This window comes from Mesorhizobium sp. P2_B11, from assembly GCF_056404855.1.
On the sequence record NZ_JBFUDF010000002.1, the window covers coordinates 852,929 to 877,526 of the forward strand.

Consider the following 24,598-nt stretch of genomic DNA (forward strand, 5'->3'; position numbering starts at 1 on the left):
GACTTCATCGAAGCATGAGGCATCACCGATGTTCGAAAAGATCGCGCTGGTCGGCATCGGCCTGATCGGCTCGTCGCTGGCCCGCATCATCCGCCGCGAGGGCCTGGCCCGCCATGTCGCCATCGCGACGCGCAGCCCGACCACGCTGGCGCGGGCGAAGGAACTCGGTCTCGGTGAGTCCTACACCACCGACGCCAAGGAGGCAGTACGTGACGCCGACCTGATCATCGTCTCGGTGCCTGTGGGATCGTCGGGCGAGGTGGCGCAAGAGATCGCGCCGGCGCTGAAAAAGGGCGCCATCCTCACCGATGTGGGTTCGACCAAGGCCTCGGTGATTGCGCAGATGCAGCCCCACGTGCCGGAAGGCGTGCATTTCATCCCGGGCCATCCGCTGGCGGGAACCGAGAAGTCGGGCCCCGATGCCGGCTTCGCCGAGCTGTTCGAAAACCGCTGGTGCATCTTCACGCCGCTGCCGGGCACCGACCCTGCCGCGCTGGAGAAGCTGTCGGAGTTCTGGCGGCACTGCGGCTCCAACATCGACACGATGGACCCGCAGCATCACGACATGACGCTGGCCATCGTTTCGCATCTGCCGCACATCATCGCCTACAACATTGTCGGCACCGCCGACGATCTGGAATCGGTGACCAAGACCGAGGTCATCAAATATTCGGCCTCGGGTTTCCGCGACTTCACCCGTCTTGCCGCCTCGGACCCGACCATGTGGCGCGACGTGTGCCTGCACAACAAGGACGCCATCCTGGAAATGCTGGCACGCTTCTCGGAGGATCTGGCCTTCCTGCAGCGGGCAATCCGCTGGGGCGATGGCGACAAGCTGTTCGACCTGTTCACCCGCACCCGCGCCGTGCGCCGCTCGATCATCGAAGCCGGCCAGGATATTGATGTGCCGGACTTCGGCCGTCAGGCCGTGGAGCATCCGGCGAAGGGCTAAGTCTCCTCAGGCGGGCCAGGTCGCTGCGACCATGGCCAGCGTCTCGTCCCTGTTTGGCGCGCCCAGCCGGCCACCAAAACGCTGGCACTTGAGCGCGGCGGCCGCACTGGCAAAGCGCAGGGCCTGCCCGAGCGGCATGGCTTCGGCAAGCCCAACGGCAAAGGCGCCGTGGAAAACGTCGCCGGCGGCAAGCGTGTCGACCGCCTTGACCTTCGGCGCCGCGATGTGGCGAACGCAGCCGGCGGACCGGTCATGCCACCAGCTTCCCGCCGCGCCGCCGGTGACCGCGACGAAGGCATCGGTGCGGCTGGCGAGGTCGGCGCAGGCGGTTTCGGGATCGAGCGCGTGGCCGCAGACGATGCGCGCCGCCGTCTCCGACGCGACGATGTGCGAGGCCAGCGGCAACAGACGCTCCAGCACATCGAGCGGCGCGGTGTCGGCATCGAGGATCGCCGGACGGCCGGCGCTGCGCGCGGCGGTCAAGGCGAACGCCGCAGCACCCGGCCAGCGCACGTCGACCAGCACGGCGTCGAAGGCGGCGAGGTCGGTGGCCGGCAGCGCCTCGGGGTCGGCCTGGGCGTTCGGGTCGTAGAAGGGCACGATGATGCGCTCGCCATGGGCGTCGACCACGATCGAGGCCAGCGCCGAACGCGCGCCTTTGACGCGGCGGACAAAGCTGCAATCGACGCCCTCGGCTTCGACGCCTGCCAGCAGTTGGTCGCCGACGCCATCGTCACCCACGCTTGCCCACAAAAACACCTCGGCGCCGAGACGGCGTGCGGCGCAGGCCGCACTCGTCGCCATGCCGGCAGCGATCTGGACGCCGTCCGAGGCGATGAACTTGCCCTGATGCGTGGGCAAGGTTTCGACGCGCAGAATTGTGTCCAGCGTCAGCGCACCAACGCTCAGCAATTTTATCGGCAGGCTCATGGATTGGCTTGGCTAAGCATGATCTTCCCCCAAAAGCGGTTCCCGCCTTGGGATCATGGTCTAGTCGAGTGGCTTGATCTTGCCCAGCGGAATGAAGCCGAGCGAGGCCTTGCCCTTGACCACCTTGAGCGGCATCGACGGTTCGTTGCCGAGCAGCGCCAGGCCGGCAAAGCCTTGCTCGATCTGGCTCTTCTGCTCCGGGATTGCGGTGGCGAGGATTGCCGCCACGGCTTTCGGGTCCTGCAGCTTGATCGTCAAATCGGCATTGATCAGGCCATTGGCGTCGACCGACACCGGGCCGGAGACGGTGATGCGCGCGGTTCCCGACGACAGGTCGAGCTTGTGGATGTCGGCGGCCTGGCCACGCAGGCTCCTGGCTTCGGTCTGCATCAGCGCCACCCCGTTCTTCAGCGTTGCGTCACCGCTGCCGTCGAGCGGCGGCAGCACGCGCCCGCCGATCGCGTCGGCGTCGATCTCAAGATCGGTGAAGCTGCCGACATAGCCGAGGTCCTGCCCGTCGGGCCGCAGCTCGCCCGCCGCGGTTCCCGCGCTGAACAGCGAAACCGGGTCGGTGTCGTCGGCCGGGTCGGTCTGGCCGGACAGGCCTTCGGCCTGCAGCGAAATGCTGCGGGGCACGGGCCAGGACAGCTTTGCACCGGCCTGCAGATTGTCCCAGTCGATCCATAGCGGCGTCATTCCCGGCACCGATGTGCGTAGCGGTCCGCGCAACTCGGCGGCGGGCGACAGGGGGCGGATGAGTTCGGCCACGAAATTGAAGCTGCCGGTCGAGGCGGCGACGTTCCTGGTGTCATCCTCGTAGGCCAGCGTGTCACAGGAGACGACGAAGCTCAGGGGGTAGCCGCTGACGGTGAGATTGGCGCAGCCGGCCTCGATGCCTTTGGCGTTGAGCTGCGCCACCGCCTTGTCAGCCTCGCTTCTGACCCGGCCTGCGACATAGAACCAGACGGCGCTGTAGACGCCGAACAGCATGACGACGAAAGCGGTGAGCCAGAACAGCCGGCGGCGAAATTTTGACGGACGCTCGTCAGTTGACGTCATGCTGCGGCTTTCATTAACGCGGCGTGTTGCGGGTGGACTGTGGTTTACGCAACAAGCAAAAAGACAGAAGAGAGCACCGATTCCGATGCGGCGGCGTCACTCTCGTGCAATCAGGCTTGGCGATATGGGCGATTTTTGGGTTTTTGGCTACGGCTCGCTGATCTGGCGGCCCGGATTTGCGCATGTCGAGACCCGGCGCGCCCGCCTTTACGGCTACCGGCGGTCGCTCTGCGTCTATTCCTTCGTGCATCGCGGCACGCGTGAGCGGCCGGGCCTGGTGCTCGGCCTCGACCTCGGCGGCTCCTGCATCGGGCTGGCTTTTCGCGTGCCCGGCGAGTTGCGCGATGAGGTGCTTGCCTATCTGCGCGAGCGCGAACTGGTGACCAGCGTCTATCTCGAGCGTGTGCTCGACATCCGCCTCGACGGCGGCGAAACGGTTCCGGCGGTCGCCTACATCGTCGACCGCCAGCATGAGCAGTATGCCGGCGGGCTCGATGCAGAACATGCGGCGAGCGTCATCCGCGGCGCCGTCGGCCAGTCCGGAAACAATGAGGACTATGTGGTGAGCACGGTCGAACACCTCGAAGCGCTCGGTATCAGCGATCACTGGCTGGAAGAGGTGGCGAGACGGGTCGCGCCCAACGCTACATCGTGAAGATCTGTTTCCCGAGATCGGCGCGATCCAAGCTGTTTGTGACGGCAAGCTTGAACTCGCTCAGCGGATGGATGCCGCCGACAGGGATGTGGAAGCCAGGCTGGCCGAAGATGTCGACAATCTCGCGTAGCATCGGCCGGTCGGCTTCGACAGGCGGCGAAAAGAAGTAGCGATAGATGTTTGCCCTGATTTCGGCGCCGCTCAGCAGCACGTCGAAATTGTGCAGTTCGAAACGCTCGGCGCTCATGCCGCCGTTGATGACCATCTGCCCGCCAAGAGCAAGGGTGCGGATCAACTCGCCGCTGGCCGGCCCGCCGACATTGTCGATGATGCCGTTCAGTCCCGCGCCGGCAGTCATGTCCATGACAGCTTCCCTTATGCCGCCCTTCACGTCCGACAGGTCGAGGATGGCGGTGGCGCCAAGCGCCTTCAAGTCCAGCCTTTGATGCTGGCGTCGCACCACCGCGATGACGTTGATGCCGCGCCGTTGGGCGAACTGCATCACCATGGTTGAAATCGATGAGTAGCCGGCCGTGACCGCCAGCCACTGGCCAGGCTGCACCCTGGAATCCCCCAACAGATCCCAGGCGGTGATCGGGTTCACCATCTGCCCGGCGCGTTCGGCGGGATAGTCGGCGGGCAAAGGGATCAGCCATTCGGCGGGGATGACCGCGTACTCGGCCCAGCTGTTGTAGTAGCTGAACGCGACCAGCGTGCCGGGTTCCAGGGCGACGCCTGCCCCTGCCGCTTCGACAATACCGGCGCCATGGTTTCCGGCGATCTGCCGGGGAAAATGCGGCTTCTTTGGTTCGGGATAGAGGTTCTGGATGAACAGAAAGTCGCCCGGGTTGACCGAGGCCGACACCATCCTGACCAGCACTTCGCCATCGCCGACGCGCGGGGAGGGGACATCATCGAGATAGAGCACGTCCCGCGGTGAGCCGATCTCGTCGAATAGAATTGCTTTCATGCCGGTCTCCAAATGGCAGCGGTCTGGAGGCGACCAGACCGCGAGCGCCGACATTTGCATCGGCGCCGCGGAACCTAGGTTCGGCCGGCAAAAACCAGAATTGGCAGAATTGACAATCTATGTGCTAAACTTGCCATATCATTGGTTCGAGGACGAATTGTGGAAAAACGCCCTGTTCACGCCGTGATCTGGCTGCCATCGACTTTCTATTCGGCGGTCGCCGCCACGCTCGTCGAAATGTTCGATCTGGTGAACACCCTTCGCGGTGCGCCGGCGATTTCCTTCGAATTCGTGGCACGGCAGGCAGACGCCACGACGACGCCGGGAATTTCCTTTCACACCAGACGCGAACCCTCGCAGCGGATGGACCTGCTGATCCTGCTTGCCATGCCCGGCATGCAAATACCGGAGCTGGTTACAGCACTGGAGGAAGAGAGCCGTCATGCCGCGCCGCTGATCGCCAGGGCGCAGCGTGACGGCGCCATTATCGCCGCGCATTGCGGTGCTGGTTATTTCCTGGCCGATGCCGGCCTTCTCGATCGAAAACGCGCGACGATCTCCTGGTGGCTGAAGGCCGATGCCCAGCGCCGTTTTCCGAAAGTGCGCTGGGACGCGTCCCGTGTCCTGGTCGGGGACGGCCGGATCTATACGTGCGGCGGAGGCTTTTCAGGCCTCGAGCTCGGCAAGGCGCTTCTTAAGGATCTTGGCTTCGCCAAGGAGGAGCGGCTGGTCCGTAAACTCCTGGTGCTGCCGCCGTCGCGCCAGAGCCAGGCGCCCTATGAATTCCCGCTGACCGACCTGCTGCCCTTGCATGAGCCGTTGCGTGACCGCCTCGAAGTCTTGGCAAGAAGCCAACTCAGAACGCTCGACCTTGCCTTGCTTGGCGCGCATCTCGGCCTGTCGCCGCGAACGCTGGCGCGCCGGTTTGCCGATGAGTTGCACACGACTCCCGGCCGATGGATCCAGGACCAACGGCTCGAGGCCGCCAAGTCGCTTCTCGAAGGCACCAGGCTTGGTGTTGCGGAGATATGCTATCAGGTCGGCTACCAGGATGCGGCCTCGTTCAGCCGGCTTTTCAACCGCACAGTTGGACTGCCACCCGGTGAATACCGGCGTCAAAGCCAGTAGAAATGGCGAGGTTTTGGGCGAAACGGTCGCGCCTTTGTGAAGCGCTGGTCCGCTGGAAAATTCGCTGAGGCCTTTGACCTCGGCACGGCGAGACCTAGCTTAGCTGCGGCCCGAAGCATTCGGGTTCGCCTGCCGCCCCTAGCCCCACGGAGCCAATCTTGCAGAAACGCCGTCTCGGTCAAACCGACCTTTCCATCGCGCCGCTGGTTCTGGGCGGCAATGTGTTCGGCTGGACCGCCGACGAGAAGACTTCCTTCGACCTGCTCGACCGCTTCGCCGGCGCCGGCCTCAACGCCATCGACACGGCGGATGCCTATTCGCGCTGGGTGCCCGGCAACAAGGGCGGCGAGTCCGAAACGATCATCGGCAAATGGATGAAAAGCCGTGGCAACCGCGACAAGATCGTCGTCATCACCAAGGTCGGCTCGGATATGGGGCAAGGCAAGAAGGACCTGTCGGCCGCCCATATCGAAAGGGCGGTGGAGGCGTCGCTGAAGCGGCTGCAGACCGATGTGATCGACCTCTATCTGTCGCATTGGCCAGACCCGACCACGCCTTACGAGGAAACGCTCGGCACCTACGAGAAGCTGCTCGCCGCCGGCAAGGTCCGCCATATCGGCGCCTCGAACCTCGACGCCGGCCAGTTGCGTGCGGCGCTCGATGTGGCCAGCCTGCGTGGCCTGCCGCGCTATGCCGTGCTGCAGCCGGAATACAATCTCTACGATAGCTCGTCCTTCGACGGGCCGCTGCATGATCTGTGCGCGGCGGAGGATATCGGCGTCATCACCTATTTCGCTCTCGCCAAAGGGTTTTTGAGCGGCAAATACCGCAGCGAGGCCGATCTTGGCAAAAGTGAACGCGGCGGTGGCGTGAAGGGCTATCTCAATGCGCGCGGCATGCGCATCCTGGCGGCGCTCGACGCTGTGTCGGCGCGGCATTCGGCCAGCCAGGCGGAAGTGGCGCTCGCCTGGGTGATGGCGCAGCCCGGCATCACCGCGCCGATCGCCAGCGCCACGACGCTGGACCAGGTCGACAGCCTGGTGCGCGCCGCATCGCTGAAGCTTTCTGCCGAGGATATCGCGGCGCTGGACAAGGCCAGCGCCTAGCGAAGGCTGCCGATCAGGTTCGGCACGATCGTTCAAGACGACGGAAGTCCGGCTCGCCACACTGCTCTCCACTATCGTGGGAGAGGGAGCAGCATGGCCACAGAAATCCTTTCGCAGGTGCAGCCCTGGCAGCAATTGCTGGCGCTGGTGCTGGCGGCAAGCGTCGTCATGGGTAGTCCAGGCCCGGCGACGATCAGCGTTACGGCGATAGGCGCCGCCTTTGGCCTGCGCAATTCGCTGCGCTACGCCTTAGGGATCATTCTCGGCACGGTCGCGGTGCTGCTGGTGGTGGCCACCGGCATCACGGCTATCCTCACCTCGATGCCGGGAGTGGCGCCGGTGCTGGCGGTCGCTTCCGCCGCCTACATCCTCTATCTCGCCTATAAAATAGCGACGGCGCCGCCGCTGGCGGCACGCGAGAGCGGGGCGGTGCTGCCAACCTTCCTCGGGGGCTTCCTGCTCGCTGTCGCCAACCCAAAGGCCTATGTGGCGATTGCAGCCGTGCTTGCCGGCTCCGCGACAGCGGCCGGCACTGACGCTCTCGGTGTCCCAGCGAGGCTCGCGGTTCTCACCCTGATGATCGTCGCCATCCATGTGCTGTGGTTACTGGCGGGTGCTGCCTTCGCGCGGTATCTGCGCCAGCCGCTGGCGTCGCGGATCATCAACCTGGTGTTCGCCGCAACGCTGGTGGTGACAACGGCATTGGCGGCGTGGCCTTGAGCCCAAGCGGCGCCGGAGATCAGGCCTTGGTTTTTGTAGCTTCGGCGAGTTCGGCCAGCCGCTTCACCGCCGTTGGCGGCATTGGTGGCGCGTTCGGTGCCTGCGATGCCTCGATGAGCAACTGGTCGCAGGCGGCTTCGGTGTCGCCGATCAGCCGCTGCATGAACTCATCCTTGCCTAGGCCAGGCGGGATCGGCGGCAGGAAGCGCGCCTTGACCGTGCCGGGAAAGCGCAGGAACTTCCGGCGCGGCCAATAGAGGCCGGCGACATGGGCGACCGGCACCACCGGAACGCCAAGCTGCGCATAGATTTCGACGATGCCGTATTTGTAGGCCGGCTCGTCGCCCGGCGCCCGGCGCGTGCCCTCGGGATAGATGATCAGCTGGCGCGGATTGCGTGCCATCTCCTGCTTTGTCGAGGCAACGACCTGCTTCAACGCCTTGGAGCGGCTGCCGCGGTGGACCGGGATCATCCGCATCTTCAGGATGTACCAGCCGAAGAAGGGGATCCAGGTGAGCTCGCGCTTCAGGATGTAAAGCGGGTCCTGAAGAAACGGAAAGAAGGCGATCGCGTCCCAGAACGACTGGTGTTTCGGCGCCAGGATGAAGGAGCCCTCGGGCAGGTTCTCCAGGCCGGTGATCTCGCTCTTCGTCCCGGCGATCTTGTCGTAGAGCCACATGCAGGTGCCCGACCAGAATTTCGGCACGAACCAGGCGCGGTGGCGCGGCGACAGGAAATAATACGGGGTCCAGAAGATCATCTGGACGATCAGGTTGACGTAGAAGACGAAGTTGAACGCCAGCGAGCGGATATAGAGCATGCGGGGAAAGGCCCGTTGAGGAGGTGTGCGTTGGTTACACCAAGCGCGGGCAAAAAGGAAACGCCGCAATGGCCGCAGCCAGCCCTCAGTTTACCACGCCGCCTGCAGCAGCCGCTGCTTCAGCCGGGGAGCGGCGAAATCGAGGAATGCCCTCAGTTTCACCGGCAGCAAGCCCTGGCCGGCATGGACGAGGCTCACCGGCCAGGGCGGCGGCTCGAACGACTGCAAGACGGGGACAAGCGCGCCCGAACGCACCGCATCCGCGATCTGGTAGGACAGCACCCGCGTCAGGCCGGTGCCCGCAATCGCGGCATCGATCGCCGCTTCCGCCGTGTTGATGCGAAGGCGTGAGCGGATCGGTACGATGATCTCCCGCTTTTCGCCCGCAAAGCTCCAACTGGCGAGGGCGGAGGGCCCTTCGAAACTGATGCATTCATGCGCAGCCAGATCCTCCGGCTCCTGTGGAATGCCGTGCGCGGCGATATAGGCGGGGCTGGCGCACACCACGCGGCGGATCGCGCCGACGCGGATGGCGACCAGGCTCGACGGCGCAAGTTCGCCGATGCGGAGGGCCAGATCGAGATGCTCCTCGGTCAGCTGGGTGATCCGGTCGACCAGCGTCAGGCGGATGTTCACCTGGGGATAGGCGGCCAGGAACTCGGTGACCACCGGCAGCACGTGCAGTCGGCCGAAGACGACCGGCGCGGTGATGAACAGGTCGCCGGTCGGCGCGCTGTATTCGCCGGCGGCGGTGCGCTCGGCCTCGCCGACCTCGCCCAGGATGCGGCGGCAGGCGGCGAGATAGGCCTGGCCGGCATCGGTCAGCGTCAGCTGCCTTGTCGAGCGGTTCAGCAGTCGCGTGTTCAGATGCTTCTCGAGGTCGGAGACCTTGCGGCTGACCGTCGCCAGCGGAATGCCGAAGCGGCGACCGGCGGCGGAAAGGCTGCCGGCTTCCACCGCGGCGACGAACAGCGACATGGCTTCGAAGCGATCCATCACTTGTTCCAGAAAATGGAAGGACAGGTTACGAATATGCCATCTACATCCGGAAGATGGAAGCCTCTACATCAGAGGCTACGGTGGCCAGAGGTTTGGCCTCGAGGAGGTTTCCATGAACGCTCACACCTTCACCAGCGATGTCGCCTTCACGCCGACGGTCAAGGCAATCCAGACCCGTAAAGGATCGCGCAGGGGTTATGCCAGCGCCGAGGAGCGCGGTGGATGGAGTGCCGTTATCACGCCAGATCTTGCCGGCTTCATCGGCGCGCAAACCAGTGTCTTCCTGTCGACGGCCAATGGCGAGGGCCAGCCTTATATCCAGCATCGCGGCGGGCCTGCCGGCTTCCTCAAGGTGTTGGACGAGAAGACCATCGGCTTTGCCGACTTCTCGGGCAACAGGCAGTTCATCACCCAGGGCAATCTTGCCGACAACAACCAGGCGTTCCTGTTCCTGATCGACTATGCGCATCGGCAGCGCGTCAAGATCTGGGGCACGGCGCGCGTCGTCGAGGACGATGCCGAGCTTTTGGCAAAGCTGATGCCGCAGGACTACAAGGCGCGTCCCGAGCAGGTCATCCTGTTCACCGTCTCGGCCTGGGATGCCAATTGCCCGCAACACATACCGCAGCGTTTCGAGGCCGCCGACGTGGCGGCCGCACTTGCCGAACGCGACAAGCGGATTGAGAAGCTTGAACAGGAAATTGCCCGGCTGCGTGGCGCCTCGGACGGCGCGGTCAAGGGGTAACAGGTTCAGTCCTTGGCGGTCGAAACCTCGGCCAGCGCGACGCTGCCGGCGGTCTGGCGGATCGGGACGATGCCGCGCGCCAGCGCCAGCAGGTATTTGCTGTATTCGGTCAGGAGAACGCGCAGCGCTTCCGGCTTGGTCAGCCAGTCGCCATTGTCGAGATTGGTGTTGACCACCGGATAGGGTTCGAGCCTGGCGCCATGCAGCAGGCGGCCCATCTCCAGCAGGCTGCGCGGCATGTGATAATTGTTGGTGACCAGGATGACGCTGCCATAGGCGTGGCTCTCCACCCATTTGGCGCTCTCCTGGGCATTGCCGATCGTGTCGAGCGCGGCGCGGTCGATGTCGACGCAGCAGGAAAACAGCGCCTTGTCGCCGCCGGTTGCAGCCTGCAGTTGGCGACGGCTGGCGGAGGGATGCACGCCTGAGATCAGCAGCCGCTCGCCCTTGCCCGAGGCAAGCAGGTCGAGTGCGGCGTCGAGGCGCGCCTGGCCGCCAGTCAAGACGATGATGGCGTCGGCCTTGGCCGGATTGGCAGGCGTGGTCATGTGACTGACCTTGCTGGCGAACCAGCCGAAGCCGCCGGCAAACAGCGCCACCAGCAGGAGCAGACACAGGGAGGCGAGACGAAGGGCGGTGCGCAAACGGCTCGGCCCGGTGCGCACACGCGCACCCACCACTGGCATCTGCCCAGCCGTTCCGGTCGATTCCCGCGCGTTCATCATCCTATGGTTAATCCTGAAATGCCGCCTTGATAAGGAAAAAAGCGCACATTGCGTTACGTCAGTTTTCGATCCGTGATCGCCCCTTTGTTCCTGTCCTTGCCTCGCTAGGCTGTTTCGCTTCTGCCGTCATTGCTCAGCCCGCATCCGGCTGACGGACATCGATGTCGCTGAGATAGGCGACGACGGTGGCGTGCGATGTCGCCGCCGTCAGCCCGCCGATCACCAGCACCATCAGGCCGACGCCGAGATAGCCTGCCGATCCGATGGCGAAATTGCCGAACAAAGCGGTCGCCTGGTCGGCCTGCGGCGTTGCCATGTTGCGCGACGACCACCAGGAAAAGACGATGAAAACCAGGATCGCCGCGGCGCCGCCGGCGGCAGCGCCCTTCATGCCGGTGACCAGGAAATGCCAGCGGAATTCGCGCGCGATGAAGCGTGCCTCGGCGCCGACGAAATGCAGCACCTCGATGATGTGGCCGTTGCCGGCCATCGCGCCGCGGGTGGCGAACACCACCGTCAGCACTGTCGCCGACAGCATCAGCACCAAGACGGCGATGCCGATGGTGACCGTGGTGCGGGCCATGGCGACCAGCCGGTCGACCCAGGTGCGGTGATCGTCTAGCGAAGCACTCGGCAGCTTGGGCGTGATCGCCGCGCGGATGGCGGCAAAGTCGGGCGGGCTGGTTTCGTCGATCGTGACGATGATCAGCCTCGGCACCGGCAGTTCGTCGATGTTGAGGCCGGTGCCCAGCCACGGCTCCAGCAGGCGCGCCGTTGCGTCGCGGTCGATGATCTTGGTCTCTTTCACGCCGGGGAATTCGCCGACGATCTGCGAGGCCTGGGCAAGGGCTGCCTCCATGTCGAGGCCGTCGACGGGCTTGATCTGGATGGTCGCCTCGCGCGAGATCTGGTTCTCCCAGACCGAGGCGGTATCGCGCACCAGCGTGACGGCGCCGAAGGTCAGGCAGGACAGGAAGGTCATGATGGCGATGACCAGCACCAGAGCGCGGCCAGCAATGTTCTGCGCCGGCACGATCGGCGCCATGCGGCGCTGGACGCGCTGCGTCGTCGCCGCCGGCTCCGCAGCCTCTTCATGCAATTGTTCGGCGGATAGCTCAGTCATAGATATCCAGCCTTCCGCCGGCCAGGATCATGCGGCGCGCGTCGACCTGCTCCATCAGGCCGAGGTCGTGGGTGGCGATAACCACCGCGGTGCCGAGACGGTTGAGTTCGATGAACAGCCTTAGCAAACGGCGCGCCAGCGGCGGGTCGACATTGCCGGTCGGCTCGTCGGCCAGCAGGATTTCGGGTTGCTCGATCAGTGCGCGGGCAATCGCGGCGCGCTGCTTTTCGCCGCCCGACAGGACCGGCGGCAGCACATGCATGCGCTCGCCCAGACCAACCCATTTCAAAAGTTCGGTGACGTCGGTGCGGTAGCTTGATTCCTCGCGGCCGCGCACGCGCAGCGGCAGGGCGACATTCTCATAGGTGGTCATGTGGTCGAGCAGGCGGAAATCCTGGAAGACCACGCCGATGCGGCGCCTGAGATGCGGCAGTTCGGCGCGCGAGATGCGCGAGCGATCCTTGCCGAAGATGGTGATCAGCCCGCGCGTCGGCTTCAGCGACATGAACAAGAGGCGCAGCAGCGTCGTCTTGCCGGCGCCGGAGGGCCCGCTCAGGAACTGGAAGGAGCTCTCCGGGATGTGCAAGGAGATGTCGCGGAGGATTTCCGGACCCATGCCATAGCGGAGGCCGACATTTTCGAAGCGGATCACGTGCGACGACCTGGAATCTGTGGCGGCGGCGTGCCAGCCCTTTCTGTCAAACGACCATCGGCCGCCATGGTTAACCGTCGGTTAATTTTCGCTGTTTTTGAATGCGTCACAAGGGTTCCGGTGGGGAAGCGTTAACCATTTCCATTTACGCAAAAGAAACGAAGAGCGAACAGCGGGGCCATGATGGCTGAGCAACGAACCGCGCGCCCGGTTTCCGGCGAAATCATGACCGGGACAAGTGTCGCGCCGGAATTGCGTCCATTGGCGACCGACATCGTCGATGCCGATTATGAGGTGCTGCCACGTGGTGTCTCAAGGGCGGATGCCATCCAGCCGCCTGCGCGCAGCATGGCCACACCGTCGATCGAAGGCATGGAGATGCTGCGCAAGCCGGAAGCCGCAACCGTGCGGCCGCCGGCGTCGCGTGGCGGGCCGGTCTTCTGGATCGCCGGCGTCGGTGCGGCGCTCGCCGCCTTCTGGGTCTCGGGCGGCCACGCTCTGGTGCGCCAGACGCCGTTCTGGACGGTCGACCAGCCGGCGGGCACCGTACTCAGCATTGCCGGCGTCACCTCGCGTGTCGACACGTCTGGCGCCACTCCGGTGCTGTTCGTCGATGGCGAAGCCGTCAATGACGGGGTGAGAGCCGGGCCGTTGCCGCCGCTGGAAATCCGCGTCACCGGCAATGACAGCCGCATCACCCGCTATACGTTGGGGACATCCAACCGTTCGCTGGCGCCCGGCGAAAGATTCGGCTTTTCCAGCCGCCTCGATGTGCCTAGAACCGGCGTCAAAGCTGTCGCGGTCACTTTCGCCGGCTAGTTTTGTTGATATTCAGGTGAGATTGGCCCGTGGCCTCTCAACGCACCAAGATCGGTGTTCCATTCTGAAGGGGCAATAAATGCCAGTTGTGCGCGGCAAGGACATCGAGGTCCTGTTTTCGGCATCCGCGATCGCGCGGCGCAATCTCGAACTCGCCAAGGAGATTGCCGAGCACGACTATCACGACCTGCTGGTGATTTCGGTGCTGAAGGGCTCGTTCATCTTCGCCGCCGACTTGATCCGCGCCATGCACGATGTCGGGCTGTCGCCGGAGGTCGAGTTCATCTTCATTTCCAGCTATGGCGCCGGCACCACCAGCGGCGAGGTAAGGGTGCTGCGCGACATCGACAATGAGGTTGCCGGCCGCGACGTGCTGCTGATCGACGATATCCTCGAATCCGGCAAGACGCTCTCCTTCACCCGCAACCTGATGCTGTCCCGCGGCGCCAAAAGCTGTTCCATCGCGGTGCTGCTCGACAAGCGCATGCGCCGCCAGACCGAGCTCAATGCCGACTATGTCGGCTTCGACTGTCCCGATTATTTCGTCGTCGGTTACGGCATGGACGTCGCCCACGCTTTTCGCGAACTGCCATTCGTCGGCGTCGTCAAAGGGGATGCCTGAGAAAAGGCGTCCGACGCTTCAAATTTTCAGAAAAAGTCAACTTTTGCCCGCCAAATTCCGGCCCATGGCAAAGCTTCTGATCGTCGAGGACGATGAGTCCGTCCGCACCCTCGCCGCCCGCGCGCTCGAACGCGCCGGGCATTCAATCGACATTGCCGCCGACGGTGCGCAAGGACTGGCGATGATCAGTGCCGCAGGCGGCGGTTACGACCTCGTCGTCTCTGACATCCGCATGCCGGAGATGGACGGCATCGAGATGGCGATCGCGGCGGCCAGGCTTTTCCCTGATATGAAGATCCTGCTGATGACCGGTTATGCCGATCAGCGCGAACGCGCCGAGGAATTGAACGGCATCATTATCGATGTCGTGCAAAAGCCGTTCACGCTGGCCGAAATCCGCTCCCGCGTCGAACAGGCACTGGCCTGCTTCGCATAGAGCAGTTCATCGTTTCACGGAAACGCAGAACTGCTCTATGTCTTTGTTTTTACGCAATTCCGGACGGAAAACCGCTTCACACTTTTCCTGGAATTGCTCTAGCTTCAAGCCGCATCCTGGCTTGCTGCAAGGACTGGGGTGACGCCCTTGCGCCGCTCGGTGTTGAGCGCGAGCAGCCCGGCGCCGATGATCAGCGCGGCGCCGATGGCGGTGGTTGAGCGCGGCACTTCGTCGAAGAACAGGAAGCCCCACAATGGCGACCAGATGATCCCGGTGTATTCGAAGGTGGCGACGCGGTTGGCCGGCGCCAGCCGATAGGCCTGCGATAGAAGGATCATGCCGGCCGAGGCGACGAAGCCGCAGGCTGCCATCTTGAGGAAATCCGGTGTCGTCGGCCAGACCCATGGCCGCACCAGGAATTCGAGGCTGGGGTGGACAGCGTGGGTAATGCCGGCGAGCCAGAATGTGCCAGCAACCGCGGCGGCGCCGACGAGGTAGGCGCCGTTCTGGTAGAAGGCCATGACGGTGGAGGATTCGGTGTCGCCGATCTTGCGCGCCATCAGCTGCGAAAAGCCGTAGAGCAGCGCCGAACCCAGCGACAAGAAAGCCGCCCAGTCGAACAGGCCGGCGCCCGGGCGCAGCATCACCACGACACCCAGCATGCCGATCAGCACAGTGGCGAGCGTTTGCCAGGAGACGCGCTCGCCGAGATAGGGTCCCGCCATCGCCATGATGAACAGCGGCGCCATGAAGTAGAGCGCCACCGCGTCGGCGAGCGGCAAGGCGGCGATCGCCAGGTAGTAGACGGTATAGGAGCTGAACTGGATGAAGGCACGGATCGTCAGCAGGCCGAACCGCTTCGAGGCGATGGCCCGCAAGCCGACATCGGCATGGACGAGAACGATCAGGATCGGCAGAGCGACGATCGAGCGGATCCACATCACTTCGGTGACGGGATAGCCGCCCGACACCGCCTTGACGAGCGGGTCCTGGAGCGAGAACACCAGCACGCCAAGGCACAGGCTGATGATGCCGAGAACGATCCGGTTGCGCATGCGTTGTTGCCGGCCCCTAGAGCATGATGCCGAAAAGTGCGAAGCGGTTTTCGGACGACATCGTGCTCTTTCCATTTGAACTGCCCGCCACCGCCCGGCCGCGGAGTAAAAAGAACCCGCCACCGTTTCGGGCAGCGGGTATGAGTGAGGACTCTTCGATTGGCCCGCAACCGATTTCGCGGTCGCATATCCAATGGGTAGGCTGACTATCGTCCGGCGTTTGACATGTTGCAAACGAATTGGAATGATACCAGCAATCAAATTTGCTTATGACGGATTCGATGCGACCAACCCTCGACAGCGATCTTCTGCGCACCTTCGTGGCCATTGCAGAAGCTGGCAATTTCACCCGGGCGGCGGAGCAGGCCGGCCGCACCCAGTCGGCTGTGTCGATGCAGATGAAGAAGCTCGAGGAGCTGGTCGGCGACAGCCTGTTCGAACGCGGCTCGCGCGGCGTCGCGCTGACGCGCCGCGGAGGCGAGCTGATCGTCAATGCCCGCCGCATCGTTTCGCTGCTCGACGAGACGGCCGCCTCAATGGCGGCGGCGCCGCTCGGCGGGCCGGTTCGTATCGGCATTCCGGAGGAATATGGCCACGCCATCCTGTCGCGCGCGCTCGGCGCTTTCTCCAAGCGCCACACCAAGGTCGAGGTCACGGTGCGCTATGCGCATTCGGGCGCGCAACTGGCCGCACTTGCCGCCGGCGAGCTCGACCTCGCCGTGGTCTTCGAATGGCAGGATCCAGGTGGCGGCGAGGTGCTGATGCACGATCCGACGGTGTGGGTGACATCGAGCCTGCATCACATGCATGAGGAGCGGCCGGTGCCGATCGCGCTCTACAACCGGGCCGGCTGGTGCAAGGATTTTGCCATCAAATCGCTGGAGCAGCGCGGGCTGGCCTATCGTGTCGCCTATACCAGCGACACCACCGGCGGCCTGAAGCTCGCCGTCACCTCTGGCCTGGCGATCGCGCCGATCTCGCACAGCAACATTCCGGACGGCTGCCGCGAGCTCACCGCCGCCGACGGGTTCGGCCACATCGATTCCTCGAATGTGGTGATGCATCGCAACCCCAATGCCTCAGGTGAGGCGATCGACGGCATGCAGGAAGCGATCCGCGAAGCGTTCGTCAACAGGTCCGATTAGAGCGGCTCTTTCCCGGAACTGCCTAGCCTGCCGTATCTTCGTAGAAATGCAGGCGATTGCCGAAGGGGTCCGCGACCGATACTTCGCGGCTTTGCCAGGGCGTGGTTTCGAGACCCGGCCGGGCGAAACGATACTTCTTGCCGATCAGTTCGCGATGAAGCGCCGCGATGTCCTCGACCTGGATGCGCATGGCCACGCCCGGCGCGCCGTCGCCGTGGTGTTCGCTCAGATGCAGCACGCAGCCGTCGCGGATTACGCCCATATAGAGCGGCGCATTGTCGTCGAAGCGGTGCTCGAACTCGACCTCGAAACCGAGGAAGTCGAGGTAGAACTCGCGCGCCTTGGCAATGTCGAAGATGCGCAAGATGGGCGTTACAGCACCGAGTTTGGGCATGGCGTCACCATTTCGGTTGGATTCGGATCGCCCCGGGCGACGCTACTTCAGTTCGAGCAGCCGCTCGAGATAGCTGCGCTCGATGTCGGGGCTGAGCGCGTTGCCGAGCCGCTTGCGGATAGCTTCGAGGATCTGGCGGGCGCGCTGCACGTCGATCTCGTCGGGAACCTTCACCGAATCGCCGAAATCAGGCCCGCGGCTGGCGCGTGGCCGGCCCAGCGGATCGCGGTCGGCGTCCTGCTGGCGGCCGCCTTCCTGGCTACCGCCCTGGTCGCCCTGCATCGCCTGCAATTGCTTCATCATCTCCTTGGCGCCCTTGCGCAGCGCTTCCAACGCACGACCCTGATGGCCGACAGCCTGGTCGCCTTCACCTTCGCCAAGCGACTCTTCGGCATTGCCCATGGATTTGCCGGCTTCGCCGAACCCTTCATTGGGCTGCATGCCCATGCCCTCCAGGCCCTTCTTCAGTCTGTCGAGCTCGCTTTGCAGCTGGCCCTGACCTTCCTGCAGCTGCTTCATCGCCTCGGCGAATTCCTGCGCCGTCATCGGCTTCTTGCGGGCGAGTGGATCGCGATCGTCACCGGGGCCGGGTTTGTCCTGATCCTGTCCGCCGAGCTGCTGGTCGCCATCCTGTTGCTGGTCTTGATCTCGCTGGCCCTGGCCGCGCTGCATCTGGTCCATGCGGTAGGTGTCGTTCATCATCTCCTGCTGACGGCGCATGATTTCGCCCAGCTTGTCCATCTGCTGGCGCATCTCGCTGTCCTGCTCGCCGCCTTGCTGCTGACGGCCGGCCTGCAGGTTGTTCATCATGTTTTCCAGCTGCGACAGCAGCTCCTGCGCCTTGTCGCGGTCGCCTGATTTCGCCAGGTTCTCGATCTGGTCCATCATGCGGTCGATGTCGCTCTGGCGCAGCTCGCGGCCATTCTGCTGCATTTGCGGCGCGTTCGGGTTCTGCTTGGCGCGCTCGGCGAATTCCTGCAGGAATTCGTTCATCGCCTCGCGCAGTTCCTTCATCGCCTTTTCGATCTCTTCGTCGCTGGCGCCACGCTTGATGGCGTCCTGCAGCGCCTGCTGCGCCTGGCGCAGGCGCTTTTCGGCGGCCGACAGGTTGCCTTCCTCGATGCCGAGCGCGATTTCCCAGAGATAGGCAACCTCGCTGCGCAGCTGGTCGTCGCTGTCGGACATCTTCAGCCGGCTGCGGGCGCTCATGATGGCGAGGTAATGCGACATGTTGTCGAACGTGTCTTCGGGCCGAAGCGTGATCGCGTCCATCAGGTCGAGCACGCGCGGCTTTGCGTTGGCATCGAGCGCCAGCAGGCGGCGCTGCTCGATCACCGCCCGCGCCAGCGGATTGGCGAAGGGCCGCTCGGGCATCAAGATGGTCTTGGTTTCACTGGTCGCGGTGTGTCCGGCATCGTCGGTGGCGACCAGCGACAGCTTGACGCTGGCGCCGGCCCAGACGTGTTCGGTGAGGTCCTTGGTGGTCTTGGCGGCGTTCGCCTTGCCGCCGCGGCGCGGTAGCGCCAATGGCATTTCAGGCGGACCGTAGAGCGGATGCGCATCGGGCGCTGCCGGATCGGCCAGGGCGAAAACCGCCTTGGCGGTCGCCGCGCCATAGTCGTCGTCGATCTGGTAGTTGAGCTCGAAGGAGCCGTTGACGGCGCGCTTGGGCTCGCCGACGAAGCGGATCGTCGGGGGCTTGTCGGGGATCACCGCGAATGCCCACTGGCCGAGATCGGCTTCGCCCGATTTCAGCGTCAACGTGCCGTCGGCCGTCAGCTTGCCGGTGAACTGGCGCAACTTGGGCGTCGCCGGGTTCACTGCAGCTGCCTTGATCGCGGCCGCCTGCGGACCCGTCGGGTCGATGGTGCGGGCATTGCCACCCTTGTCGGCGAAGCTCAGCGTTTCCTCGCCGGAGCCGCCGGTGACGCGCAGCGAGACGTCGCTGCCCTGCGGCACGGTGAAGGTGGCGGTCGCCTGCTTGGCATTGTTATCAAGCACTGGCGTGGTCAGGAAGATGGGCGGCTTGCCGGTATAGGCCGGCGGCGTCACCCAGGCATCGATGCGCGGCGGGACGATGTCGCGTGCCGCATGGGCGCGGAAGCCATCGGAGAGCCTGCCGCCGGACGGGCCGAAGGAGAAGGCAAAAGCGGTAACCAGAAGCAGCGCCGCGATGGCGCGCAGCCCCCATGGGTCGCGTTCCGGCACGAGGGTGCGCGGCAGGTCGCCACTGAGGCTGCCGAGCTTGTCGGCCATGCGCTTTTGATGTTCGCGCCACAGCGCCTGGGAAAAGATGCTTTCCTTGCCGCTCGGACGGTCGGTCTGCACCAGCACCGGGCTGTGCTGCAACTGGTTGGCGGCCTCGATGCGGCGGTCGACTTCGGCGGCGGACGGAAGCTTGAAGAAACGCAGCGGATAGAGCGCAGCGAGCGTGGCAATGCCGAACACCGCGACCAGAATAATGCGCGCAACGTCAGGCAGGCGAGGAAAGAGGCCGAGCCAGGAGAGGCTGAGGAACAGGCTGGCGACGATGACCAGAGGCAGAAGCAGCGGCCAGCCGCGCTCGACCGTCATCGAGAGGCGTGTTGCCAGCCGGCTCAGGGCAAGCCGCCCGGCCAGGCTGCGATCGCCGCTGGAAATGGGGCTTTCCGTCATCGGCCCTTCCTGCCCGGGCGGGATAGCCCGGACTCAACCAATGCAAGTTTACCAGCAAACACGGCAAAGGCGAGGCGGTTCCGGAAAACTTGAAGAGCTTTGGCGGGTTTCCACCAGCAATTCAGTCAAAGCAAGGTTCAGAATTTCGCCGGATCGGTGTTCGAGCCGCAGACCAGGACAGCGATCCGTTCGCCCGGCGCCGGCGTGTAGCGGCCGGACAAAAGGGCCGCAAAGGCTGCGGCGCCGCCTGGCTCGGCGATGATCCGCACCCGCTCCCACAGCGTTTTTTGCGCTTCGATGATGGCGTCGTCGGTGACCAGGATGGAGCGCTCGACAAAGGCCTCGGCGATCGGGAACATCATTTCGCCGACGCGCTTGGGCGCCAGCGAATCGGCGGCGACGCCTTCGGCCGGCGCATCGACGGGATGGCCGGCCTCGAAGGCGCGATGCAGCGTCGGTGCGCCCTCAGGCTCGATGGCGACGATCCTGATGCGGCCGGCAAACCAGGCAGCGATGCCGCCGATCAGGCCGCCACCGCCGACGGCGACCAGCAGCGTGTCGATCTCAGGCAGGTCTTGCTCGATTTCGAGGCCGAGCGTGCCTTGGCCGACCAGCGTCTCCTCCTGGTTGAAGGCGTGGATCTGCAGCGCGCCGGTCTTTTCAGCAAAAGCCTCGCTGGCGGCGAGCGCTTCGGCATAGCGGGCGCCGCCGACGACCAGTTCGGCGCCGTAACCGCGGATGCGCTGCAGCTTGGCCGCCGGGCTGACTTCGGGGACGAAGATCGTCGCCTTGTGGCCGAGCCGCATGGCGGCATAGGCGACAGCGGCGCCATGGTTGCCGCCTGAAGCCGCGACGACGCCGGCCGCGGGCACCGGCCGTTCGAGCAGATTGGTGAAGGCGCCGCGCGCCTTGAACGAGCCGGAATGCTGCAGGCATTCGAGCTTGAGGTCGACCGCCAGCGGCGGCCGGTCGAAATCGGCCATGTCGACCCGCAGCACCGGTGTGTGCCTGATGTAGGGGCGGATGCGCGGTTCCATCGCCGCGATGCGTTCGCGCGTGATGTTGCTGTGTGGCATTGCGTTCTCCTTGGAGCGGCGCAGGTCGGGCGGGCGCCGCCTATTTCAGCCAGTCGGGCACCGAATCCAGGCCGATCAGCTCGTCATAGGTCTGGCGCTGGCGCACGACATGGAAACGGTCACCGTCGACCAGAACCTCGGGCACCAGAAGCCTTGTGTTGTAGGTGCCGGACTGCACCGCGCCATAGGCGCCGGCCGTCGAGACGGCGATCAGGTCGCCGGACCTGAGTTTCGGCAAGTCACGGTCGAGGCCGAGATAGTCGCCGGTCTCGCAGACCGGGCCGACGACATCGACCGCCATGCGCGGCGTGTCGGCCGGCGGCTGCACCACCGGCTTGATGTCGTGGAAGGCATCGTAGAGCGTCGGCCGGATCAGATCGTTCATGGCGGCATCGACGACGAGGAAATTCTTGGCGTCGCCTTCCTTCACGAAGATCACTTCCGAGACCAGGATGCCGGCATTGCCGACGATCAGCCGGCCCGGCTCGAACATCACCTTTACCCCAAGCTTGGTGAGTTGCTTTCTGACGATCTCGGCATAGGCATCGGGCAAGGGCGGTGGGCTGTTGTCGGTACGGTAAGGGATGCCGAGGCCACCGCCGACATCGACGTGCTCGACGGCGTGGCCATCGGCGCGCAGCGCGCCGACCAGTTCCGCCAGAAGCGCGAAGGCGTCGTCAAAGGGCTGCAGCTCAGTGATTTGGCTGCCGATATGGGTGTCGATGCCGATCGGCTTGATGCCCGGCAAGCCGGCGGCGCGGGCATAGACCTGGCGCGCCCTTTGCCAGGGGATACCGAACTTGTTTTCGGCCTTGCCGGTGGAGATCTTCCGGTGCGTCCTGGCGTCGACATCCGGGTTGATGCGCAGCGAGACCGGCGCCACCTTGCCGAGTGCCGTGGCGCGGGCCGACAGCAATTCCAGCTCCGGCTCGGATTCGACGTTGAAGCAGAGAATGCCGACCTCGAGCGCGAAATCCATTTCGCGCGCGGTCTTGCCGACGCCGGAAAACACGATCTTGTTGGCGGGGATGCCGGCGGCGAGCGCGCGGCGCATTTCGCCTTCAGAGACGGTGTCTGCGCCGGCGCCCAGCTTTGCCAGCGTGCGCAGCACCGCCTGGTTGGAATTCGCCTTCAAGGCGTAGCAGACCAGCGTGTCGAGCCCGGCGAAGGCATCGGCAAAGACGCGGAAATGCCGGGTCAGCGTGGCCGTCGAATAACAATAGAACGGCGTGCCGACGCTTGCGGCGATGTCTGGTATTGCCACGTCCTCGGCATGGAGCACGCCGTCGCGGTAATCGAAATGGTTCACGAGAGTGTTTCCGGAAGTTGGAGCAGGAGACCTGGCTTAGCGGACCTAAGCCGGTCTCATCGACTCTAGAGCAGCGGGTCGAGGATGAACTTCTTGTCCACGACCGGTTTTTCCGGCTCCGGCGGCACCGGTTGCTTGGCCCGCGCGGCGTCCTTGCGGGCCTGGACGGCCGCTTCATAGGGCGTGTCGAGACCGGCCTTGCGGCCGCAGGCGGTCACGGCAGCCATCGCTGCCAGCAGGGTCAGCGTCACCAAAATCCTGCGTGCGGTCATCGATCCATCCGTCCGAAACTTTTACGTGCTGCAGCTTTTAACCGAGTTTTCGGTGCATTGCACCCCGGCATCATGCCTTTGGAATGCGCTTTTTCCAGTAGCGGATCTGCTTCCTGACTTCCGATGGCGCGGTGCCGCCGAAACTGGTGCGGCTCTTCACAGAATTCTGCACGGCAAGCACCGAGAAGATATCCGTTGTGATGCCGGGATTGATCGACTGCAGCTCCTCCAGCGAAAGCTTCTCCAGGGAGACCTTCTTCTCTTCGGCAAGTGCCACCGCGCGACCGGTCACGTGATGCGCCTCGCGGAAGGGCAGGCCCAGCGTGCGCACCAGCCAATCGGCGAGGTCGGTTGCGGTCGCGTGGCCGGAGCCGGCGGCCTTTTTCATGGCGGCCGCGTTCACCGTCATGTCGCGCACCATGCCGGTCATCGCCGCCAGCATCAGGTCGAGCGTCTCTGCGGCGTCGAAGACGGATTCCTTGTCTTCCTGCATGTCCTTGCCATAGGTCAGCGGCATGCCCTTCATCACGGTCAGCAGGCCGACCAGATGGCCGGTGACGCGGCCGGTCTTGCCACGCACCAGTTCGGCGGCGTCCGGGTTCTTCTTCTGCGGCATGATCGAGGAGCCGGTGGAGAAGGAATCCGACAGCCTGACGAAGCCGAATTGCGGCGTCGACCAGATGATGATCTCTTCGGCGAGCCGCGACAGATGCGTGGCGCAGATCGCTGCCAGGCTCAAAAACTCCAGCGCGAAATCGCGGTCGGAAACGCTGTCGAGCGAATTGCGCATCGGTTCGCGGAAGCCGAGCGCTTTGGCGGTCTGGTGACGGTCGATCGGGAAGCTGGTGCCGGCCAGGGCTGCCGCACCGAGTGGGCTTTCGTCCATCCGCTCGATGGCGTCGCGGACGCGCGACAGGTCACGCGCAAACATCTCGACATAGGCCATGCAGTGGTGGCCGAAGGTTACCGGCTGCGCTGCCTGCATGTGGGTGAAGCCCGGCATGACGGTCGCCGCATGTTCCTCGGCTCGATCGAGGAAAGCAGCGATCAGCCCCTTCAGCGCCGCGGCAACGCGAAAACACTCGTCCTTGACCCAGAGCCTCAAGTCGACCGCCACCTGGTCGTTGCGCGAGCGGGCGGTGTGCAGGCGGCCGGCGGCCGGGCCGATCAGATCGGCGAGGCGTGCCTCGACATTCATGTGAATGTCTTCCAGCCGGGTCGAGAATTCGAACGTCCCGGCCTCGATCTCTTTCAGGATCGTGTTCAGGCCGTGAGCGATTTTTTCTTGATCGGCCGCCGAAATAATGCCCGTTTGCGCCAACATTTCGCTGTGAGCGATCGAACCTCTTATGTCTTGCGCATAGAGTTTGCGGTCGAACGAAATCGACGCGTTGATCGCTTCCATGATTGCGGCCGGACCCGAGGCAAAACGTCCGCCCCACATCTGGTTGCTGGCCTTCTTGTCGCTCATCGCTATAACCCGTGCTCCGGAGCAGTTTAGAAAATGGCAGACGGCAATAGATACTTCCCGGCCCCGCGCCTGATCCTCGCCGCTTTGGTGGCGGGCGTGTTGGCCGGCGCGGTCGCGGTATATGTCAGCGAGAGCGGTTCTGGCAACAACGCAGCCTCTGGCGGTGCCGCCGGCGCCAGCAAGGATGATGTCGCCTGCGCCGCCAAGAGCGACCGCGCCAAGAAGGTCGCCGCCGCGGCTACGGGCCAGGTTGCCGCATTGTTGCCGGCCGATCCGCCGCAATCGCTGAAAAGCCTCGCCTTCAACGGTCCCGACGGCAAGCCGATGACGATCGCCGACCACGCCGGCAAGACGGTGCTGCTCAATCTGTGGGCAACGTGGTGCGCGCCTTGCCGTGCCGAAATGCCGGCGCTCGACGCGCTGCAGAAGGAAAAGGGCAGCGACGCCTTCGAGGTGGTCGCGGTCAATGTCGATGCCGGCGACGATGTGAAGCCGAAGAAGTTCCTCGCCGATATCGGCATCGGGTCGCTCGGCTACTACCGGGATTCGACGCTGGCGCTGTTCAACGACGTCAAGACGCGTGGCCTGGCGCTCGGCCTTCCCGTCACCATGCTGATCGACGGCGAAGGCTGCCTGGTCGCGCACATGAACGGGCCCGCCGAATGGTCGGGGCCGGATGCCAAGCGGCTCGTAGAGGCCGCACTCGCCCATTAGGGCGGTTCACCGTTTCATGGAAACGGCGACCCACCCTAACTCTTTG

The 24,598-nt window shown here is 64.4% G+C and carries 26 protein-coding genes; 11 read left to right on the top strand and 15 right to left on the bottom strand.

Annotated elements, in window-relative coordinates:
• The first annotated feature begins 28 nt into the window (after nt 1–28).
• The gene (locus AC1DYJ_RS08390; protein ID WP_477283502.1) at nt 29–952 is read left to right on the top strand and encodes a prephenate/arogenate dehydrogenase family protein; all 924 of its coding nucleotides are present in this window, start codon (nt 29–31) and stop codon (nt 950–952) included.
• Nucleotides 953–958: 6 nt separating this feature from the next.
• Here the strand turns inward: AC1DYJ_RS08390 and AC1DYJ_RS08395 are convergent, their stop codons facing one another.
• Complete coding sequence (locus AC1DYJ_RS08395) at nt 959–1,882, bottom strand: sugar kinase (RefSeq protein ID WP_477283500.1); 924 nt, start codon at nt 1,880–1,882, stop codon at nt 959–961.
• Nucleotides 1,883–1,942: 60 nt separating this feature from the next.
• Nucleotides 1,943–2,941, bottom strand: coding sequence for a DUF2125 domain-containing protein (locus tag AC1DYJ_RS08400; protein WP_477283499.1), 999 nt, complete (start codon nt 2,939–2,941; stop codon nt 1,943–1,945).
• Between the two features lie 124 nt (nt 2,942–3,065).
• Here AC1DYJ_RS08400 and AC1DYJ_RS08405 point away from each other — a divergent pair, with 124 nt between their 5' ends.
• Nucleotides 3,066–3,596 (top strand): gamma-glutamylcyclotransferase, encoded by a 531-nt coding sequence (locus AC1DYJ_RS08405; protein ID WP_477283497.1) that lies wholly within the window; start codon nt 3,066–3,068, stop codon nt 3,594–3,596.
• Here AC1DYJ_RS08405 and AC1DYJ_RS08410 read toward each other — a convergent pair.
• Nucleotides 3,586–4,566 (bottom strand): quinone oxidoreductase family protein, encoded by a 981-nt coding sequence (locus tag AC1DYJ_RS08410; protein ID WP_477283496.1) that lies wholly within the window; start codon nt 4,564–4,566, stop codon nt 3,586–3,588. The genes AC1DYJ_RS08405 and AC1DYJ_RS08410 overlap by 11 nt on opposite strands.
• Before the next feature lie 159 nt (nt 4,567–4,725).
• Here AC1DYJ_RS08410 and AC1DYJ_RS08415 point away from each other — a divergent pair, with 159 nt between their 5' ends.
• The 3 genes from AC1DYJ_RS08415 (at nt 4,726) to AC1DYJ_RS08425 (ending at nt 7,520) form a co-directional block, all read left to right on the top strand.
• Nucleotides 4,726–5,694 carry a GlxA family transcriptional regulator gene (locus AC1DYJ_RS08415; RefSeq protein WP_477426023.1) on the top strand — a complete coding sequence of 323 codons (969 nt, stop codon included), beginning with the start codon at nt 4,726–4,728 and terminating at the stop codon, nt 5,692–5,694.
• 158 nt (nt 5,695–5,852) lie between these two features.
• Complete coding sequence (locus tag AC1DYJ_RS08420) at nt 5,853–6,800, top strand: aldo/keto reductase (RefSeq protein WP_477283492.1); 948 nt, start codon at nt 5,853–5,855, stop codon at nt 6,798–6,800.
• 93 nt (nt 6,801–6,893) lie between these two features.
• Nucleotides 6,894–7,520, top strand: a complete 627-nt coding sequence (locus AC1DYJ_RS08425) for a LysE family translocator (protein ID WP_477283490.1) — start codon at nt 6,894–6,896, stop codon at nt 7,518–7,520.
• 19 nt (nt 7,521–7,539) lie between these two features.
• On the opposite strand, the gene AC1DYJ_RS08430 is transcribed toward AC1DYJ_RS08425, so the two are convergent.
• Both AC1DYJ_RS08430 and AC1DYJ_RS08435 read right to left on the bottom strand, forming a co-directional pair.
• Nucleotides 7,540–8,340 carry a lysophospholipid acyltransferase family protein gene (locus AC1DYJ_RS08430; RefSeq protein ID WP_477283488.1) on the bottom strand — a complete coding sequence of 267 codons (801 nt, stop codon included), beginning with the start codon at nt 8,338–8,340 and terminating at the stop codon, nt 7,540–7,542.
• Nucleotides 8,341–8,430: 90 nt separating this feature from the next.
• Nucleotides 8,431–9,336, bottom strand: coding sequence for a LysR family transcriptional regulator (locus AC1DYJ_RS08435; RefSeq protein ID WP_477283486.1), 906 nt, complete (start codon nt 9,334–9,336; stop codon nt 8,431–8,433).
• A 115-nt stretch (nt 9,337–9,451) separates the two neighbouring features.
• On the opposite strand from AC1DYJ_RS08435, the gene AC1DYJ_RS08440 reads away from it, so the two are divergent.
• Nucleotides 9,452–10,084, top strand: a complete 633-nt coding sequence (locus AC1DYJ_RS08440; protein ID WP_477283484.1) for a pyridoxamine 5'-phosphate oxidase family protein — start codon at nt 9,452–9,454, stop codon at nt 10,082–10,084.
• Nucleotides 10,085–10,089: 5 nt separating this feature from the next.
• Here AC1DYJ_RS08440 and AC1DYJ_RS08445 read toward each other — a convergent pair whose 3' ends face one another.
• From AC1DYJ_RS08445 to ftsE, 3 genes are all read right to left on the bottom strand, one after another.
• Nucleotides 10,090–10,809: a YdcF family protein gene (locus tag AC1DYJ_RS08445; RefSeq protein WP_477283482.1), complete on the bottom strand. Its 720-nt coding sequence runs from the start codon at nt 10,807–10,809 to the stop codon at nt 10,090–10,092.
• A 133-nt stretch (nt 10,810–10,942) separates the two neighbouring features.
• The gene (locus AC1DYJ_RS08450) at nt 10,943–11,932 is read right to left on the bottom strand and encodes a cell division protein FtsX (protein ID WP_477283480.1); all 990 of its coding nucleotides are present in this window, start codon (nt 11,930–11,932) and stop codon (nt 10,943–10,945) included.
• On the bottom strand, nt 11,925–12,584 hold the full coding sequence (ftsE, locus tag AC1DYJ_RS08455; protein ID WP_477283478.1) for a cell division ATP-binding protein FtsE: 660 nt from the start codon (nt 12,582–12,584) through the stop codon (nt 11,925–11,927). Before ftsE ends, AC1DYJ_RS08450 begins: the two co-directional genes overlap by 8 nt.
• A gap of 180 nt (nt 12,585–12,764) precedes the next feature.
• Between ftsE and AC1DYJ_RS08460 the strand changes: the two genes are divergently transcribed.
• The 3 genes from AC1DYJ_RS08460 to AC1DYJ_RS08470 all read left to right on the top strand — a co-directional run bounded on the left by AC1DYJ_RS08460 (nt 12,765) and on the right by AC1DYJ_RS08470 (nt 14,461).
• A complete protein-coding gene (locus tag AC1DYJ_RS08460; protein WP_477283477.1) occupies nt 12,765–13,403 on the top strand; it encodes a hypothetical protein in 639 nt (212 codons plus the stop codon).
• 79 nt (nt 13,404–13,482) lie between these two features.
• Nucleotides 13,483–14,025: a hypoxanthine phosphoribosyltransferase gene (gene hpt, locus AC1DYJ_RS08465; RefSeq protein WP_477283475.1), complete on the top strand. Its 543-nt coding sequence runs from the start codon at nt 13,483–13,485 to the stop codon at nt 14,023–14,025.
• 64 nt (nt 14,026–14,089) lie between these two features.
• A complete protein-coding gene (locus AC1DYJ_RS08470; RefSeq protein ID WP_477283473.1) occupies nt 14,090–14,461 on the top strand; it encodes a response regulator in 372 nt (123 codons plus the stop codon).
• 104 nt (nt 14,462–14,565) lie between these two features.
• On the opposite strand, the gene AC1DYJ_RS08475 is transcribed toward AC1DYJ_RS08470, so the two are convergent.
• Entirely contained in the window at nt 14,566–15,516 is a 951-nt protein-coding gene (locus AC1DYJ_RS08475; protein ID WP_477283471.1) for a DMT family transporter, read from the bottom strand.
• Nucleotides 15,517–15,797: 281 nt separating this feature from the next.
• Between AC1DYJ_RS08475 and AC1DYJ_RS08480 the strand changes: the two genes are divergently transcribed.
• Nucleotides 15,798–16,661 carry a LysR substrate-binding domain-containing protein gene (locus tag AC1DYJ_RS08480; protein ID WP_477283469.1) on the top strand — a complete coding sequence of 288 codons (864 nt, stop codon included), beginning with the start codon at nt 15,798–15,800 and terminating at the stop codon, nt 16,659–16,661.
• A 22-nt stretch (nt 16,662–16,683) separates the two neighbouring features.
• On the opposite strand, the gene AC1DYJ_RS08485 is transcribed toward AC1DYJ_RS08480, so the two are convergent.
• The 6 genes from AC1DYJ_RS08485 to argH form a co-directional block, all read right to left on the bottom strand.
• Nucleotides 16,684–17,055 carry a glyoxalase superfamily protein gene (locus tag AC1DYJ_RS08485; protein WP_477283467.1) on the bottom strand — a complete coding sequence of 124 codons (372 nt, stop codon included), beginning with the start codon at nt 17,053–17,055 and terminating at the stop codon, nt 16,684–16,686.
• 42 nt (nt 17,056–17,097) lie between these two features.
• Nucleotides 17,098–19,710 (bottom strand): TIGR02302 family protein, encoded by a 2,613-nt coding sequence (locus tag AC1DYJ_RS08490; protein ID WP_477283465.1) that lies wholly within the window; start codon nt 19,708–19,710, stop codon nt 17,098–17,100.
• 137 nt (nt 19,711–19,847) lie between these two features.
• Entirely contained in the window at nt 19,848–20,786 is a 939-nt protein-coding gene (locus AC1DYJ_RS08495; protein ID WP_477283463.1) for a threonine/serine dehydratase, read from the bottom strand.
• 40 nt (nt 20,787–20,826) lie between these two features.
• The gene (gene lysA / locus AC1DYJ_RS08500) at nt 20,827–22,095 is read right to left on the bottom strand and encodes a diaminopimelate decarboxylase (protein ID WP_477283461.1); all 1,269 of its coding nucleotides are present in this window, start codon (nt 22,093–22,095) and stop codon (nt 20,827–20,829) included.
• A 65-nt stretch (nt 22,096–22,160) separates the two neighbouring features.
• Complete coding sequence (locus AC1DYJ_RS08505; protein WP_477283459.1) at nt 22,161–22,367, bottom strand: hypothetical protein; 207 nt, start codon at nt 22,365–22,367, stop codon at nt 22,161–22,163.
• A gap of 70 nt (nt 22,368–22,437) precedes the next feature.
• Entirely contained in the window at nt 22,438–23,838 is a 1,401-nt protein-coding gene (gene argH, locus AC1DYJ_RS08510) for an argininosuccinate lyase (RefSeq protein ID WP_477283457.1), read from the bottom strand.
• 33 nt (nt 23,839–23,871) lie between these two features.
• Between argH and tlpA the strand changes: the two genes are divergently transcribed.
• Nucleotides 23,872–24,552, top strand: a complete 681-nt coding sequence (gene tlpA / locus AC1DYJ_RS08515; RefSeq protein ID WP_477283455.1) for a thiol:disulfide interchange protein TlpA — start codon at nt 23,872–23,874, stop codon at nt 24,550–24,552.
• Nucleotides 24,553–24,598: the final 46 nt, after the last annotated feature.

Excerpts from the sequence above, each read along its gene's own strand:
- AC1DYJ_RS08490 (WP_477283465.1), bottom strand. The coding sequence starts at position 19,710 with ATGACGGAAAGCCCCATTTCCAGCGGCGATCGCAGCCTGGCCGGGCGG.
- AC1DYJ_RS08460 (WP_477283477.1), top strand. The coding sequence starts at position 12,765 with ATGATGGCTGAGCAACGAACCGCGCGCCCGGTTTCCGGCGAAATCATG.
- AC1DYJ_RS08410 (WP_477283496.1), bottom strand. The coding sequence starts at position 4,566 with ATGAAAGCAATTCTATTCGACGAGATCGGCTCACCGCGGGACGTGCTC.
- AC1DYJ_RS08430 (WP_477283488.1), bottom strand. The coding sequence starts at position 8,340 with ATGCTCTATATCCGCTCGCTGGCGTTCAACTTCGTCTTCTACGTCAAC.
- AC1DYJ_RS08475 (WP_477283471.1), bottom strand. The coding sequence starts at position 15,516 with ATGCGCAACCGGATCGTTCTCGGCATCATCAGCCTGTGCCTTGGCGTG.
- AC1DYJ_RS08495 (WP_477283463.1), bottom strand. The coding sequence starts at position 20,786 with ATGCCACACAGCAACATCACGCGCGAACGCATCGCGGCGATGGAACCG.
- argH (WP_477283457.1), bottom strand. The coding sequence starts at position 23,838 with ATGAGCGACAAGAAGGCCAGCAACCAGATGTGGGGCGGACGTTTTGCC.
- AC1DYJ_RS08400 (WP_477283499.1), bottom strand. The coding sequence starts at position 2,941 with ATGACGTCAACTGACGAGCGTCCGTCAAAATTTCGCCGCCGGCTGTTC.
- AC1DYJ_RS08480 (WP_477283469.1), top strand. The coding sequence starts at position 15,798 with ATGCGACCAACCCTCGACAGCGATCTTCTGCGCACCTTCGTGGCCATT.
- AC1DYJ_RS08395 (WP_477283500.1), bottom strand. The coding sequence starts at position 1,882 with ATGAGCCTGCCGATAAAATTGCTGAGCGTTGGTGCGCTGACGCTGGAC.
- hpt (WP_477283475.1), top strand. The coding sequence starts at position 13,483 with ATGCCAGTTGTGCGCGGCAAGGACATCGAGGTCCTGTTTTCGGCATCC.
- AC1DYJ_RS08505 (WP_477283459.1), bottom strand. The coding sequence starts at position 22,367 with ATGACCGCACGCAGGATTTTGGTGACGCTGACCCTGCTGGCAGCGATG.
- AC1DYJ_RS08435 (WP_477283486.1), bottom strand. The coding sequence starts at position 9,336 with ATGGATCGCTTCGAAGCCATGTCGCTGTTCGTCGCCGCGGTGGAAGCC.
- AC1DYJ_RS08485 (WP_477283467.1), bottom strand. The coding sequence starts at position 17,055 with ATGCCCAAACTCGGTGCTGTAACGCCCATCTTGCGCATCTTCGACATT.
- AC1DYJ_RS08425 (WP_477283490.1), top strand. The coding sequence starts at position 6,894 with ATGGCCACAGAAATCCTTTCGCAGGTGCAGCCCTGGCAGCAATTGCTG.
- tlpA (WP_477283455.1), top strand. The coding sequence starts at position 23,872 with ATGGCAGACGGCAATAGATACTTCCCGGCCCCGCGCCTGATCCTCGCC.
- AC1DYJ_RS08450 (WP_477283480.1), bottom strand. The coding sequence starts at position 11,932 with ATGACTGAGCTATCCGCCGAACAATTGCATGAAGAGGCTGCGGAGCCG.
- AC1DYJ_RS08470 (WP_477283473.1), top strand. The coding sequence starts at position 14,090 with ATGGCAAAGCTTCTGATCGTCGAGGACGATGAGTCCGTCCGCACCCTC.
- AC1DYJ_RS08390 (WP_477283502.1), top strand. The coding sequence starts at position 29 with ATGTTCGAAAAGATCGCGCTGGTCGGCATCGGCCTGATCGGCTCGTCG.
- AC1DYJ_RS08440 (WP_477283484.1), top strand. The coding sequence starts at position 9,452 with ATGAACGCTCACACCTTCACCAGCGATGTCGCCTTCACGCCGACGGTC.
- AC1DYJ_RS08445 (WP_477283482.1), bottom strand. The coding sequence starts at position 10,809 with ATGATGAACGCGCGGGAATCGACCGGAACGGCTGGGCAGATGCCAGTG.
- AC1DYJ_RS08405 (WP_477283497.1), top strand. The coding sequence starts at position 3,066 with ATGGGCGATTTTTGGGTTTTTGGCTACGGCTCGCTGATCTGGCGGCCC.